Consider the following 14,815-nt stretch of genomic DNA (forward strand, 5'->3'; position numbering starts at 1 on the left):
GGTGTGTGTGAAGGCCCCGGGTCCGCATGCGGACCCGGGGCCTTCACACGTCCTTGGGACGGGCCCTCAGTACGGGAAGTGGCAGGCCACCTCCCGCCGCTCCCCCGGCATCCCGATCCGCAGCAGCGGGCGCTCCGTGCGGCAGACGTCCTGCGCCTTGGGGCACCGCGGGTGGAAGGTGCAGCCCGGCGGCGGGGAGGCGGGGCTCGGCGGGTCGCCGAGGAGGGTGATCCGCTCGCGGGCCCGTTCGGCCGCCGGGTCGGGCAGCGGTACGGCGGACAGCAGCGCCCTCGTATAAGGGTGCGCGGGGTTTCCGTACACCTCCTGCTTGTCGCCGATCTCGACGATGCGGCCCAGGTACATGACGGCGACGCGGTCGCAGACCCGCTTCACCACGGACAGGTCGTGCGCGATGAAGACGTACGCGAGGCCGAGTTCGCGGCGCAGCCCCTCCATCAGGTTGACCACCTGCGCCTGCACGGACACGTCGAGCGCGGAGACCGGTTCGTCGGCGACGACCAGGCGGGGGTCGGTGGCCAGGGCGCGGGCGATGCCGATCCGCTGGGCCTGTCCGCCGGAGAACTCGTGCGGGTAACGGTCGATGTGCTCCGGGATCAGTCCGACCAGATCCATCAACTCCGCCGCCCTGGAGCGGGCTTCGGCCGCCGTCCTGCCCTGGACGAGCATCGGGTCGGCGATGATGCGGGCCACGGTCTGGCGGGGATTGAGGGAGGAGTGCGGGTCCTGGAAGACCATCTGGAGGTGCTTGCGGTGCGGGCGCATCGCGGCCGGCGAGAGGTGCGTGATGTCCGCACCGTCGAAGGAGACGGTGCCGGAGGTCGGTTCGAGCAGGCGGACGAGCATCCGCCCGGTGGTCGACTTCCCGCAGCCCGACTCGCCGACCAGGCCCAGCGTCTCGCCCGGGGCGAGGTCGAAGCCGACGCCGTCGACCGCCTTGATTCCGGGGGTCTTTCGGCCGGACCGGGTGCGCCGCCCGGGGAAGGTCATGGTCAGGTCGCGCACCGAAAGCAGCGGTGCGCCCGTCCGCGCCTCGACAGGTGCGACGGCTGGTGCGGTCATCGGGCGACCTCCTGCGCCCGGGGCGCGGTCAAGTGACAGGCGACGCGGTGGTCCGGGCCGCGCGGGACCCCGTCCGGCCGCTGCGCCAGGACGCCGGAGTCGGGCCGTTGCGCCAGGGGGACGACATCGAACCGTCGCGTCAGGGGTACGAAGTCGGGCCGTACGGTGTCGCAGCGGTCCCGCAGCTCCTGACCCACCGCGTCCGCGGCCCGCGCCCCGCAGCGGGGGGCGAACGCACACCCGGCGGCCGGGGTGAGCAGCGACGGCGGGGACCCGGCGATGGCCCGCAGCGGGGCGTCGTCGGCGTCGTCGAGGCGGGGCAGCGAGTCGAGCAGCCCGCGCGTGTAGGGGTGGGCGGGTCCTGCGAACAGGTCGTCCACCGGGGCCTGTTCGGCCGCCCGGCCTCCGTACATGACGAGCACGTCGTGCGCGACGCGGGCGACCACCCCCAGATCGTGGGTGATCATGACGACGCCGAGGCCGCGGTCCTGCTGGAGGCGGGCGATCAGTTCGAGTATCTGCGCCTGGACGGTGACGTCGAGGGCGGTGGTGGGTTCGTCGGCGATGAGCAGGTCGGGTTCGCAGGCGAGCGCCATGGCGATCATGGCGCGCTGGCGCATTCCGCCGGAGAACTGGTGCGGGTACTCCCCCGCCCGGCGGGCGGGTTCGGGGACGCCGACCTCGCCGAGCATGTCGATCGCCCGCTTGCGGGCGGCAGCGCGGCCGGTGCGGAAGTGGACGCGGTGGTGCTCGGCGATCTGCTCGCCGACGGTGTAGTAGGGGTGGAGGCTGGACAGCGGGTCCTGGAAGATCATCGCCATCCGGCGACCGCGCAGCCGGGAGAGTTCCTTCTCGGCGAGACCGGTCAGTTCGCGTCCGTCGAGCTTGATGGAGCCCCCGACGCGGGCTCCGCGGTGCAGGCCCATCACGGCCAGCGAGGTGACGGACTTGCCGGATCCCGACTCGCCGACGATGCCCAGCGTGCGGCCGGCCTCGACGGTGAAGCCGAGGGAGTCGACGGCCCGTACGGGGCCGCGTGCGGTGGTGAACTCCACGCTCAGATCGGCGACTTCAAGCAGTGGCATCAGTACCTCACCCTCGGGTCGACGACGGCGTAGAGCAGGTCGACGGCCAGGTTGGCGACGACGATGAAGAAGGCGGCCATCAGCGTCACGCCGAGCACCACCGGTTGGTCGGCGGTGCTCAGCGCTCCGTAGAAGAGCCGTCCCACGCCCGGCAGTCCGAAGATGGACTCGGTGATGACGGCCCCGGCGAGAAGTCCGCCGAGGTCCATGCCGAAGAGCGTGAGGATGGGGGTCATGCCGGAGCGCAGTCCGTGCTTGACGACGACGGTGCGCTCGGGCATGCCCTTGGCGCGGGCGGTACGGATGTACGGCTCGGCCATCGCCTCGATCATGGAGCCGCGGCTCTGTCTCGCGTACATCGCGGCGTACAGCAGGGCGAGCGCGGTCCATGGCAGCAGCAGGTTGAGTGCCCAGGTCAGGGGCCCTGCCGTGAAGTCGTGGTACTCGGGGTAGGGCAGGATCCCGGCGATCCGGATCACCCCGTAGATCAGCATGACGGAGGTGAAGTAGACGGGCAGGGACGCGGCGGCGACCGCCCCGACCATGAGGGTGCGGTCGATGAGGGTGTTCTTGCGCAGGGCCGCCACGACCCCCGCGCCGAGGCCGAGCACCAGCCACAGCGCGGCGGCGCCGACGGCCAGGGACGCGGAGACGGGCAGCCGGTCCATCAGGAGGTCCCAGACGGGCAGCGAGTTCTCGTACGAGTAGCCCAGGCACGGGAAGTCGCACTGGAGGGCGTACTGGCCGGTGCCCAGCGTGCGGCCGGTGAAGATGCCGGTGAGGAAGTCGGCGAACTGCCGCCACAGCGGGAGGTCGAGTCCCAGGTGGTGGCGTACGGCTTCCAGGCGTTCGGGGCTGCACGTCTTGCCGCACGCCGCGGCGGCGGGGTCGGCGGGCAGCACGTAGAAGATGACGAAGGTGACGGCGGCGATGGCGAGCAGCACCCCGAGGACGCCCGCGAGGCGGCGCAGCAGGTAGAGGGTCATGCGCTGCGTGCTCCTCTCGGGTCGAGGATGTCGCGCAGGGCGTCGCCGAGGAGGGTGAAGGCGAGCACGGCCAGGAAGAGGAAGGTGCTGGGGATGAGGAAGTAGGTGGGGTCGGTCTCGTAGAAGGTGACGCTCTCCGCGATCATCTGACCCCAGGACGCGGTCGGCGGGCGCACTCCGACGCCCAGGTAGGAGAGCGCGGCCTCGGTGCTGATCATGCCGGGGACGAGCAGGGTCGTGTACGCGATGACCGGGCCCAGTACGCCGGGCAGGACGTCGCGGGTGAGGATGCGCCAGGGTCGTGCGCCCGCGAGGCGGGCGGCGTCGACGTACTCGCGGTGCTTGAGGGAGAGCGTCTGGCCGCGGACGACACGGGCGATGCCGGGCCAGCCGAAGAGCCCGATCACGGCCGTCATGAGGACGATCCGGTTGACGTCCTTCGCCACCGACATCATCGCGATCATGAAGATGAGGGAGGGGAAGGACATGGTGAGGTCCATCAGACGGCTGAGGACGGAGTCGACCTTGCCTCCGAAGTAGCCCGCGGCGATTCCGGCGGCGGTGCCCACCAGGACGACGATGGCCGTCGCGGTGAACGCGATGAGCAGGGAGACCTGCGCGCCGTGCACGACGCGGGCGAACAGGTCGCGGCCGGTGACGGGTTCGACGCCGAGCCAGTGCTCGGGGCCGATCCCGCCGAACGGGCCGATCGGCAGGCCGCCGAGGTAGGGGTCGATCGCGGACTTGTCGAACTCGTCCGGACTCCAGCCGCCGAGCGCGGCCAGCCAGGGCGCGGTGAGCGCCATCAGGACGAAGAGGGCGACGACGCCGATGCTGATCCTGACCGCGGGGCGGCGGCGCAGCTCGCGGCGGGCGAGCTGCCAGGGGCTGCTGCCCGGTGGGGTCTCGTCGGGTGCGGACCCTCGGGGTGCGGACCCTCCGGGTGGGTCTTCTTTGCGTGCGGTGGTTGCAGTCATGATGTGACGGACCCTCAGCCCTGGCTCTTCGACGGGTCCTTGAGGCCGATCGTCGCGTAGTCGAGCTGCCCGGCCCACACCGGATGGCCGAACGCGCCGGCCACGTTGGTGCCGATCAGCAGCGGCTTGCGCTCGATGAGCATCGGGACGGCGGGGTGCTTGGCGAGGATCTGCGCGTCGAGTTCGCCCCACGCCCTGTCGGCCAGGGCGACGTCGGTCATGGCGGCGATCTCGTCCATGCGCCGCATGGTCGGCTTGTCGCGGAACTGGCTGTTGTTGCCGGAGTTCCCGGTCTGCTTGATGTAGCGGCCGTCGAAGACGAAGGGCAGGAAGGAGGAGCCGTTGGGGTAGTCGGGGCACCAGCCGCTGACGACCATGTCCGGGGCGGACTTGATCTCGCCGATGGCGTCGTTGTAGGCGGCCGGGTCGACCGTGTCGATCTTCACCTTGATCCCGGCCCTGGCCAGGCCCTGCTGGACGGCCTCCGCCTTGGTCTTGTCGCCGGTGGAGACGGTGAGGGAGGCGTCGATGCTCGTCTTCCCCGCGTCCTTGAGGAGCTGCTTGGCCTTCTCCGGGTCACCGGCCGGCGCGATCTTCAGGCTGTCGGGCTGCTTGCCGTCGGTCATGGAGGGCGGCATGTAGGCGGTGGCGATCTCGTTGAGGGCGGGGCCGCCGCCGGACGTGACGACGGCTTCCTTGTCGAGGGCGTACTGGACGGCCTCGCGGACCTTCGGGTCGTTGAACGGCTCCCGGGACGTGTTGAGTTGGAGCATGTCGGTACAGCCGCTCAGCTCCGCGACGAGCCGCGACTTGATCTCCGGCCTGGGCAGCACCTTGGGCGCGCTCGCGGCGGTCATGTCCCACCACGACACGGCGGACGCGTCCGCGCCGTCGGAGGCGATGATGCGGTCGTCGACCTGGCCGCCCTTGAGCCCCATCACCATCACGAACTTGTCCGGGTACGCCTTGCGGACCGGGTCGCTCGCCGCGTCCCAGTGGCTGTTGCGCACCAGGACGAGCTTCTTGTCCCGTGCGTACGACTCGATCTTGTACGGTCCCGAGGAGAACGGCCGTGCGTCGTACTGCGCCCCCTTCTCCTCCTTCTGCGGTACGGGCGAGAAGGTGGTGAGCGTCGCGATGGAGGAGAACTCGGCGACGGGGCGGGCCAGCTCGAAGGTGATGGTGCGGTCGTCGGGGGTCTTCACCGATTCGAGGTGCTTGCCCTGGAGGGGGCCGGAGTAGCCCTTGGTGCCGGCGAGGAGGCGGGCGGCGTAGTCGGGGCCGCCGGTGAGGTCGGGGGCGAAGGAGCGCTCGACGTTGTACTTGATGTCCTGCGCCCTGATCGGGGAGCCGTCCTCGTACTTCAGGCCCTTCTTGAGGGTGAAGGTCCATGTCCTGCCGCCGTGGGAGGACGTGCCGAGGTCGGTGGCGAGGTCGGGAACCAGCTCGCTGCCGCCCTTGCCGGGCTCGGCCTTGAAGGTGACGAGGGTGCGGTAGAGCAGCCGGGTGCCGAAGTCCATGGCGGGCATGACCCAGTTGCGCGCCGGGTCGAGGTGGCCGAAGTCCTGGTTGGACAGGATGGTGAGGGTGCCGCCCTTGGCCGGGGTGCCGCCGAGGATCTTGCCTTCGTTGGCGGCGGCCGGGTTGTTCCTGCCCTGGCCCTGGCCCTTTCCGCCTTCACCCTTGGTGGCTCCGCCGCAGGCGGTGGCGCCGAGGGCGAGGGCGGTCACCAGGGTGGTGGCGAGGGCGAGTCGGGTGCGCTTGGTCATGACTACTCCACTTGGTACGGGCATGCCGGGGCCCGGCCCGACCTGACCGGACCGGGCCCCGAGTGAGGGTGAGAGGTGGCGCGGATGGTGCTTGTCGCACAGGTGGTGCCTGTCGCACGGGTGGGCTCTTGCCCGGGGTGCTAGCGGCGCAGCGGGCCTTCGCAGACGTAGTCGGCGCTGCCGGCCTTGCCGCCGGGCCAGACGTCGACCTTGCCGAAGGAGCAGTTCATGTCGGCGAGGTTGTTCGCGGCGGGCTCGGAGCGGTCGAGGATGAAGTAGTCGACCGTCTCGGACATGTCCTTGAACACCTTGCTGGGATCACCGGAGTTGCTGAGGTTGGCGGTGATGCGGCCGGTGCAGGTGAACCGGCCCAGTTCCGTGCCGCCCTCGTCCTTGCAGGCGGTGGGGTCCATGGAGGTGGCGGACCTGAAGGCGGCCTTCACGTCGGTGACGGCCGCGTACTTGAGTGAACCGTTGGGCGTGTACCGGGTGTTGGGCACGAAGAGCTGGTCGACGATGGCGATCTGCTGGTCGAGGAAGGCGTCGTAGCCGCGCTGGAGGTTGGCGTCGGAGCCCTGCTGGTTGCGCCAGGCGTCGTAGGACGCGACGTCATTGGCGCGCAGGTGCTTGTACATCTCCTGGAGCTTGCCGGGGTGGTCGCGCCACAGGTACTCGAAGAAGGTTCCGGCGTACGAGTAGAAGCGGAATCCGTCGCCGTCGTAGGTGGCGTGCAGGAGCTGATTGACCGTCATGCGCGGTCCGCCGCGGGAGGTGTCGGCGATGATGCTCTTCACCAGCGACTTGCGTACGGCGATGCCGTCGTCGCGGGTGGCGCCGTCGAAGAACTCGCCGGTCCCCTCGTCCATGGCGGTGGTGCGGTCGTCTCGGTACCAGGGGCCCTCGCCGAACGAACCGTGCACGGCAAAGCGGCCGTTGAGGTAGTGGACGTACTCGTGGCGGAAGAGCTCTTCGAGGGTGAGCGAGGAGTCCTGGGGGACGCGGCGTTGGTAGGTGTAGAAGGTGGCGCCCTTCTCGATGTAGACGCCGCCGTTGTTGGTGCCCATGCCGGTGAGCAGCGGGTGGTAGTTCTCGTAGTCCGCGCGGGAGGCGTACAGGACGATGTTGAGGGTGGTGTTGGTGTCGCCCGCGATCGGCTCGGTACTGCCGACCACCCGGTGGAACTGGGCCTTGACCTGCTTGGACGCGTAGTAGAGCTGGTCGACGGTGGCGCGGTCGAGGCCGGTGCGGACCTTGATGGCGCCGTTGTCGTAGACGTAGGTGTACGGGAAGATCCGCTTCTCGACGTCCTCCTTGCAGACCCCGTACTGCTTGCAGGCGCCGAAGTAGTTGAGCCAGCCGGCGACCTTGGCCCAGGGCCCGCTGCCGTCGCCGAAGTTCTGCTTGGTGGTGGCGAGGAGGGGGCCGAGGCCGGCGACGATCTCGGTCTTCAGCGCGGGGATCTCGCCGAAGCGGCCGTACTCGCCCATCGCGTCGCGCACCACCCACTCGTTGGGGGTGCCCTTGAGGTGGGTGTAGCCGGCGAACTTCTTGAACGCCTCGCGGTACGTGGCGTTCTGGGTGACGACGGTGTGGAACGCGGTGTCCTTGTTGCCGGGGTAGACCCCGAGGTAGTTCGTCGACAGTGCGGCCAGCGCGGCGCCGCCCCAGGCCGGGTCCTGGTACTGGGTGTTGTGGTACTGGTCCATGGTGGCCAGCACCTTCTGGATCAGGCCCAGTTGGGAGTGGCGCAGGCCGGGACCTGCGGCGTAGAGCGCTTCGCGCAGGGTGTTGGCGTTGGTCTTGGTGACGTCGAAGGTGCGGGCCGCGGTGCCGAAGGCGTTGATCGCCCGGCGCACGGTCTCCACCGTCGGGGTGTCGGTGGTGTCGATCTCGTCGCGCGAGAAGTCGTGGTAGGCCACCGCGTGCAGGTAGGTGAACATCTCGTACAGATGGGTGGTGTTCTTGCCGTCGTGGTTCGGCGCGAGGCTCGATATGCGGCGGGCGACGGCCTGTACGTGGGCGTCGGACATGACCGGCGCGAGACGGGCGTCCCAGGTCCAGATCAGGTCGCGCATACAGCCGTCGGCGGTGACGGCCGGGTCGGCGAGGAAGTCGGCGAACTGCTCGGGCGACAGGCCCGTGATGCCGTCGAGGGTGCAGGGAGCGACGGCCGCTCGCGGCGCCGCGGGTCTCGCCGCGCCGGATCTCGCGTCCTGCTTCAGCGCCTTCGTCTGGGCTCCTGGCGTCCGGCCCCGCTCGGTGAGCGCCCCGGGTGCGGGTGCGGGCGCCGGGGTCGACTTCGGTGCGGTCGCGCGTCGTTGGACCTCGTCGAACGGATTGGCGCCGGGGGCTGCCGCACGGGGCTGCGACTGCCGGTCGGCGGCGGCGGGACTCTGCGCGGGAGGCACGGGGGCGGCCTGGGCGGACTGAATGGCCGGAAGGGCAAGGGTGGTCGCGAGAGTTGCGGCCAGCAGAATCCTGCGAGGCATACGCGGGTGTGACACCTGAATCTCCGGATCTGTGTGGGGAGTTGAGGGGCCGGCGCCGACGTTTTCCGTCGGCTTCCGCGCCCCGAGGTGTGACCGGTAACATAGTAATGTGAAATTGCACTGACAAGGCTTCAGACAACTCACCTGTCTCCGGAGGCGAAAACGTGACCTCGTACCCCTCGAAAACCTCTCAGACCGCCCAAGCGGCACCACTGGAACAACCCGCACAACTCCACACGGTCAGCCACGACTTGCCGGTCTCCCCCGCCCTCGCCGCCTACATGGGCGACCGGTGGACACCTCCCTCTCCCCCGTCCGGCGCCCGGGTGCCGGGCTTCGCGCACTTCGCGGGGCGGCGCGCCAGGCTCGCGGCCCGCTTCCCCGGCGAGCGACTCGTCATCCCCGCCGGGGAGTTGAAGGTGCGGTCGAACGACTGCGACTACCGCTTCCGGCCGCACAGCGCGTACGCGTGGCTGACCGGGCTGACGACCGAGGACCAGCCCGGGCACGTACTGGTGATCGAGCCCGACGGGGACGCGGTGCTGTACGTACGGCCGCGCTCGCCCCGCGGCGACGGACGCGGCGAGTTCTTCCGGGACCGCAGGTACGGGGAGTTCTGGGTGGGCCGGCGTCCCGATCTCGACGAGGCGGCGCAGTTGACCGGCATCCGATGCGCCCATCTCGACGACTACACGCCGTCGGCCGCCGCGCGCCGCGCCCACACGGACCCCGAACTTGCCACCGCATTGAGCGAGTTGAGGCTCGTGAAGGACGCCTGGGAGGTCGATCAGATCCAGCTCGCCGTCGACCACACCACGGTCGGCTTCGAGGACGTCGTACGGGCCCTGCCCACCGCCCTCGCGCACCCGCGCGGCGAGCGCTGGATCGAGGGCGTCTTCAACCTGCGCGCCCGCGCCGAGGGGAACGGCACCGGCTACGACACCATCGCCGCCGCCGGCGCCCACGCCTGCGTACTGCACTGGATACGCAACGACGGCCCCCTGGACCGCGACCAGTTGCTGCTGCTGGACGCGGGGGTGGAGACCGACTCCCTCTACTGCGCGGACATCACCCGCACCCTCCCCCTGTCGGGACGCTTCTCACCGGTCCAGCGGCAGGTGTACGACCTGGTGCTGGCCGCCCAGGACGCGGGCATCGCCGCCCTCAAACCGGGTGCGAGCTTCCGCGACTTCCACCGGGCGTGCTCGGCGGTGCTGGCGGAGGGGCTGCACGACTGGGGTGTGCTGCGGGTCCCGCCGGAGGAGTCGCTGCGGGCGGACAGCGGGCTGCACCGCCGGTACTCGCTGTGCAGCTCGGGCCACATGCTGGGGCTCGACCTGCACGACTGCGCCCAGGCGAGGGCCGACCAGTACCTCGACGGCGTACTGGAGGAGGGCCAGGTCCTGACCGTGGAGCCCGGCCTCTACCTCCAGCCGGACGACGAAACGCTGCCGTGGGAACTGCGCGGCATCGGCGTCCGCATCGAGGACGACCTGGTGATCACGGCGGAGGGCGCCCGCCTGATGTCGAACGCCCTGCCGCGCGAGGCCACGGCGGTGGAGAACTGGATGGGCAACCTCCTGGCCTGACCCGCACCGCCGCCGCCCTGCGACACGGGCCGCCGCTGCCCGTCATCACACGCGCCGCCCGCCCTGTGGGCACATGGGCCGCCCATGGGGCGAGTGGGGTCTCCCCCGGCCGAGCGGAGCCGAAAGCTTGGGGAAGGGTGGGCACAGGGCGGCTCCCGGAGGAGCCGCCCCCTCGCTCCGGCCCGCGCTCGCCACCACCCGCGATTGCCCGCGCCACCTACCTCTCAGCCAACGGCCCCGGCGCCTCCTGCACCACCCACCCGTTCCCGTCCGGGTCCCTGAAGTAGGCCCACGAGTTCCAGGTGTCACCCTTGCCCTCTTCCCACCCCTTCTCCCCCAGGTGCATCACGGGGCTCACCTCCACCCCGCGCCCCGCCAGCTCCTCCCGGCCGGCGACGATGTCGACCACGCACATCTGAAGCCCCTGGAGCGAGCCGGGAGCGGTCGGAGTGACCCATTCCGGAGGCGGGGTCAACCCCTTCGCGAGGGCGATCGAACAGCGCGAGCCCGGCGGGGTCAGCTGCACGACCCGGGCCGTCTCGCTGATCTGCATGTCGACGTCGACCTTGAACCCGCACTTCTCCGCGTAGAAGTCCTTCGCCCGGTCGATGTCCGAGACCGGCACCGGGACGACTTCGAGGGTCCATTCCATAAGTGGTCCTCCACTACTGAGGCGCTGCACGGCCGAATGGGGACTGCACGGCCGAATGCCCGAACAGTCCCCATCCTGGTACGCTCCCCCGCCCGCCGCTAGCGGACGCCCAACTTCCGGGCAGCCGGAAGCCCGGTCCCCACCGGTTCGTCGCGGGACCGTGCCCACAGCGACCGCACGTGCCCGAGATGGCGGGACATGCAGGCCTCGGCAGCCGACGCGTCCCCGGTCAGCATCAGGTCGAGGAGTTCGATGTGCTCCTCGGCCGACGGCAGCAGTTCATTGCGCTCGTCGAGCCGGGTCAGTCCGTAAAGACGAGAGCGTTTGCGCAGATCACCGACGGTTTCGACGAGCCGCTCATTGCCCGCGAGCCCGAGCAGCGTCAGATGGAAGCGGCGATCGGCCTCCAGATAGCCGATCAGGTCGTGCTCGCGGGCCGCCGCGACGATCTCCTCGGCGACCGGGCGCAGTGCCTCCAGCTGCTCGCGGGTGGCGGTGCGGGTGACCTGCCCGATCACCGGCACCTCGATGAGCGCCCGGATCTCGCTGTACTGGTCGAGGTCGCGCTCGCTCATCTCGGTGATCCGGAAGCCCTTGTTCCGTACGGGTTCGACGAGCCCTTCGCGGGCCAGATCGAGCATCGCCTCACGCACGGGCGTGGCGGACACGCCGAAGTCCGCGGCGAGTCCCGGCGCGGAGTAGACGGATCCCGGCCGGAGCTCGCCCGCGATGAGGGCGGCGCGCAGGGCGTTGGCGACCTGGTCGCGGAGCCGTTCCTGGGCGGTGATCAGGTGGCGCTGCTGCTTGAGTTCGCCCATGGTGGCCCTCCGATTTGCTGCGGACTGCCAGCGTACAATGTCACGTTGCGCTCATCGCGGCCCGGTGGAGAGAGTACGTGCGGGTGGAAGTGTAGAAGTCCAGTGCGCTGCGTCCCTGTTCGCGCGGACCGTGGCTGGAGGACTTCGTACCGCCGAAGGGGAGGTGGAAGTCGACTCCCGTGGAGGGGGCGTTGAGGCGGATCATGCCGGTGTCGAGTCCGTCGAGTCCGTGCAGGGCAGCGTCGAGGTCACCGGTGTGGACGGAGGTGACGAGGCCGTACGGAACCGAGTTGGTCATCCGGACCGCCTGGTCGAGGCCGTCCGCGTGCAGGAGGACCGCGACGGGCCCGAAGACCTCTTCGCGCAGCAGCTGATGGCCGGACGGCACCTGTTCGACGAGTGTCGGCGCGGCGTACCAGCCGGGCCCTTCCACGGGCTTTCCGCCTGCCAGCAGGGGTACGTCACGGGCCGCCTCCAGCACCTTCCCGCGCGCCTGCTCCGAGATCAACGGGCCGCACACGGTGGCCGGTTGGGCCGGATCGGCCGCCGGGATCGCGCGCAAGGCGTCGGCGAGTGCGTCGCGCAGCGGGCCGAGGGCCGCGCCGACGGCGATGACGCGGCTGGTGGCGGTGCACTTCTGGCCCGCGTATCCGGCGATCGCGGCGGCGATGTGGGCGGCGGCGCGCGCCGGGTCCGCGTCGGGCAGGACGAGTGCCGCGTTGAGGCCGCCCATTTCGGCCTGTACGGGGATGCCGCGTGCGGTGGCGGTGCGGACGACGGCGTTGCCGGTGACGGTGGAGCCGGTGAAGGAGACGGCGTCCACGGCGGAGACCAGGGCGTTGCCCTCCGGTGCACCACCCGGGATGAGCGTGAACACACCTGCGGGCAGGGCTTGTTGGAGCAGTTCGGCGAGGCGCAGTGCGCAGCCGGTGGCCTCCGGGGCGGGTTTCAGGACGACGGCGTTTCCGGCGGCGAGCGCCGGCGCCGCCTTCCAGACGGGGATGGCGTAGGGGAAGTTCCAGGGCGTGATCAGCCCTGCGACGCCATGCGGCCGACGGCGGGTCAGGAGGAACCCCGCGCCGCCCGCCGGTTCGTGGACGGATCCCGTGGCGTCGTAGGGCAGTTGGGCGTAGTAGCGGAGGATCGCGACGGTGCGTGATACTTCGCCGCGCGCCTCGGTGAGGGGCTTGCCCACCTCTCGTACGGCCAGGTCCGCCAGCTCGTCGGCCGCCTGCTCGACTGCGTGGGCGGCGGAGGTGAGCGCCGCGGAGCGGGCGGCGGCCCCGGCCGCGTACCAGGAGCGGTGCGCGTCCCTGGCCCGGTCGGCCGCCTCGACCGTGCGCCAGATACCGGTACTCGCCACGTCGGCGACGACGTCTCCCGGATCCGACGGGTTGCGGGAGACGACGCGGGAGGCGAGCAGGGGGCCCGTGGGTGTGCCGGTCACAGGAGGAACCCTCCGGGGAAGGGGTCGGTGGGGTCGAGGAAGTACTGGGCGGTGCCGGTGATCCAGGCGCGCCCGGTGACGGTGGGCACCACCGCCTCGATTCCGCCGACGGTTGTGGTCCCGACGAGACGGCCGGTGAACTCGGTGCCGATGAAGGACTCGTTGACGAAGTCGCGGTCGAGCGGGAGTTCGCCCCTGGCGTGCAGCTGGGCCATGCGGGCGGAGGTACCGGTGCCGCACGGCGAGCGGTCGAACCAGCCGGGATGGATGGCCATCGCGTGCCGGGAGCGGACGGCGTCGGAGCCGGGGGCGGCGAAGTAGACGTGCTTGAGGCCGCCGATGCGGTCGTCCTCGGGGTGCACGGGGCGGTGCTCGGGGGACGCGTTGACCGCGTCCATCAGGGCGAGCCCCGCGGCGAGGATGTCGTCCTTGCGGGAGCGGTCGAAGGGGATGCCCTCGGGGCCGACGGAGTCCAGCGGGACGAAGGCGTAGAAGTTTCCTCCGTACGCCAAGTCGTAGGTGAGCGTGCCGAATTCGGGGACCTCGATCTTTCGGTCGAGGGCGACGCTGAAGGCGGGCACGTTGGTGAAGGTGACGGCGGTGGCGGCCCCGTCCTTGACCTGCACGTCGACGGAGACGAGCCCGGCGGGGGTGTCGAGCCGGACCGTGGTGACGGGCTCCTGCACCTCGACCATGCCGGTCTCGACGAGGACGGTGGCGACGCCGATGGTGCCGTGGCCGCACATCGGGAGGTAGCCGGAGACCTCGATGAACAGGACGCCGTAGTCGGCGTCCGGGCGGGTCGGCGGCTGGAGTATCGCGCCGCTCATCGAGGAGTGACCGCGCGGCTCGTACATCAGGAGGGTGCGGAACTGGTCGCGGTGCTCGGCGAAGTACAGCCGGCGTTCGGCCATGGTGGCGCCGGGGATGACGCCGAAGCCGCCGGTGATGACGCGGGTGGGCATGCCCTCGGTGTGGGAGTCGACGGCGTGGAAGACGTGACGGGTGCGCAACTGGGCCTCCGGGTAGGGGGGTTGGGCCGTCGCCTGGTCAGCGGTGGCCGTCGGCGATGAGCTTCTCGGTGAGGGCGCGAAGGGCTGCCCGCTGCCCGGCGGGGAGCGGGAAGCGCGGCGGGCGGGTGGGGCCGCCGCGCTGCCCCGCGAGGTCCATGGAGAGCTTGATGGCCTGGACGAACTCGGTCTTGGAGTCCCAGCGCAGGAGCGGGTGCAGGGCCCGGTAGAGCGGCAGCGCGGTGGCGAGGTCCCCGGCGACGGCGGCCCGGTAGAGGGCGACGGACGAGACGGGCAGTGCGTTCGGGTATCCGGCGATCCAGCCGACGGCCCCGGCGAGGGCGAGTTCGAGGAGCACGTCGTCCGCGCCGATCAACAGGTCCAGATGGGGGGCGAGTTCGGCTATCTCGTACGCCCGGCGGACGTCGCCGCTGAACTCCTTGACGGCGACGATGCTTCCGTCGGAGTGCAGCGCGGCGAGCAGCTCGGGGGTCAGGTCGACCTTGGTGTCGAAGGGGTTGTTGTACGCGACGACGGGCACGCCCGCGCCGGCGACCTCGGCGTAGTGCGCGCGTACGGCGCTCGGCTCGGCCCGGAAGGCGTTGGGCGGCAGGAGCAGCACGGAACCGGCCCCCTCCGCTGCGGCCTGGTCGGCCCAGCGGCGGGACTCGGCGCTGCCGTAGGCGGCGACGCCGGGCATGACGCGGTCGCCGCCCGCGACCTCGACCGCGGTGCGGACGACGCGGGCACGCTCGTCGTCGGTGAGGGTCTGGTACTCGCCGAGCGACCCGTTGGGCACGACGCCGTCGCAGCCCGCCGCGAGGAGGCGGGCCACCTGGGCCGCGTACTCGTCGTAGTCGACGGTGAGGTCGTCGCGGAAGGGGAGGGTGGTGGCGACCATGACGCCGTGCCA

Annotated in this window: 12 protein-coding genes; 1 reads left to right on the forward strand and 11 read right to left on the reverse strand. The window is 70.8% G+C overall.

The annotated features are described in order from the left end of the window. Positions 1 to 66: 66 nt before the first annotated feature. The 6 genes from ACWGIG_RS17350 to ACWGIG_RS17375 form a co-directional block, all read right to left on the reverse strand. On the reverse strand, positions 67 to 1,080 hold the full coding sequence (locus ACWGIG_RS17350) for an ABC transporter ATP-binding protein (protein WP_453322462.1): 1,014 nt from the start codon (positions 1,078 to 1,080) through the stop codon (positions 67 to 69). Then, positions 1,077 to 2,165, reverse strand: a complete 1,089-nt coding sequence (locus ACWGIG_RS17355) for an ABC transporter ATP-binding protein (protein WP_453322463.1) — start codon at positions 2,163 to 2,165, stop codon at positions 1,077 to 1,079. The genes ACWGIG_RS17350 and ACWGIG_RS17355 overlap by 4 nt, the downstream gene beginning before the upstream one ends. Further along, a complete protein-coding gene (locus ACWGIG_RS17360; protein WP_453322464.1) occupies positions 2,165 to 3,151 on the reverse strand; it encodes an ABC transporter permease in 987 nt (328 codons plus the stop codon). The genes ACWGIG_RS17355 and ACWGIG_RS17360 overlap by 1 nt, the downstream gene beginning before the upstream one ends. Beyond that, positions 3,148 to 4,128, reverse strand: a complete 981-nt coding sequence (locus ACWGIG_RS17365) for an ABC transporter permease (protein ID WP_453322465.1) — start codon at positions 4,126 to 4,128, stop codon at positions 3,148 to 3,150. Before ACWGIG_RS17365 ends, ACWGIG_RS17360 begins: the two co-directional genes overlap by 4 nt. A gap of 14 nt (positions 4,129 to 4,142) precedes the next feature. After that, positions 4,143 to 5,897: an ABC transporter substrate-binding protein gene (locus ACWGIG_RS17370; protein ID WP_453322466.1), complete on the reverse strand. Its 1,755-nt coding sequence runs from the start codon at positions 5,895 to 5,897 to the stop codon at positions 4,143 to 4,145. A gap of 140 nt (positions 5,898 to 6,037) precedes the next feature. Beyond that, complete coding sequence (locus ACWGIG_RS17375) at positions 6,038 to 8,386, reverse strand: collagenase (protein ID WP_453322467.1); 2,349 nt, start codon at positions 8,384 to 8,386, stop codon at positions 6,038 to 6,040. Between the two features lie 281 nt (positions 8,387 to 8,667). Here ACWGIG_RS17375 and ACWGIG_RS17380 point away from each other — a divergent pair, with 281 nt between their 5' ends. After that, positions 8,668 to 9,975 (forward strand): aminopeptidase P family protein, encoded by a 1,308-nt coding sequence (locus ACWGIG_RS17380; protein ID WP_453322481.1) that lies wholly within the window; start codon positions 8,668 to 8,670, stop codon positions 9,973 to 9,975. 217 nt (positions 9,976 to 10,192) lie between these two features. Here the strand turns inward: ACWGIG_RS17380 and ACWGIG_RS17385 are convergent, their stop codons facing one another. The 5 genes from ACWGIG_RS17385 to ACWGIG_RS17405 all read right to left on the reverse strand — a co-directional run bounded on the left by ACWGIG_RS17385 (position 10,193) and on the right by ACWGIG_RS17405 (position 14,803). Continuing rightward, positions 10,193 to 10,627 carry a VOC family protein gene (locus ACWGIG_RS17385; protein ID WP_453322468.1) on the reverse strand — a complete coding sequence of 145 codons (435 nt, stop codon included), beginning with the start codon at positions 10,625 to 10,627 and terminating at the stop codon, positions 10,193 to 10,195. A gap of 98 nt (positions 10,628 to 10,725) precedes the next feature. Then, on the reverse strand, positions 10,726 to 11,445 hold the full coding sequence (locus tag ACWGIG_RS17390) for a GntR family transcriptional regulator (protein WP_453322469.1): 720 nt from the start codon (positions 11,443 to 11,445) through the stop codon (positions 10,726 to 10,728). Positions 11,446 to 11,485: 40 nt separating this feature from the next. Next, on the reverse strand, positions 11,486 to 12,892 hold the full coding sequence (locus ACWGIG_RS17395) for an aldehyde dehydrogenase family protein (RefSeq protein WP_453322470.1): 1,407 nt from the start codon (positions 12,890 to 12,892) through the stop codon (positions 11,486 to 11,488). After that, positions 12,889 to 13,905: a proline racemase family protein gene (locus ACWGIG_RS17400; RefSeq protein WP_453322471.1), complete on the reverse strand. Its 1,017-nt coding sequence runs from the start codon at positions 13,903 to 13,905 to the stop codon at positions 12,889 to 12,891. Before ACWGIG_RS17400 ends, ACWGIG_RS17395 begins: the two co-directional genes overlap by 4 nt. A gap of 37 nt (positions 13,906 to 13,942) precedes the next feature. Next, positions 13,943 to 14,803, reverse strand: a complete 861-nt coding sequence (locus ACWGIG_RS17405) for a dihydrodipicolinate synthase family protein (RefSeq protein WP_453322482.1) — start codon at positions 14,801 to 14,803, stop codon at positions 13,943 to 13,945. Between the last annotated feature and the right edge of the window lie 12 nt (positions 14,804 to 14,815).

This window comes from Streptomyces sp. NPDC054863, assembly GCF_053610825.1.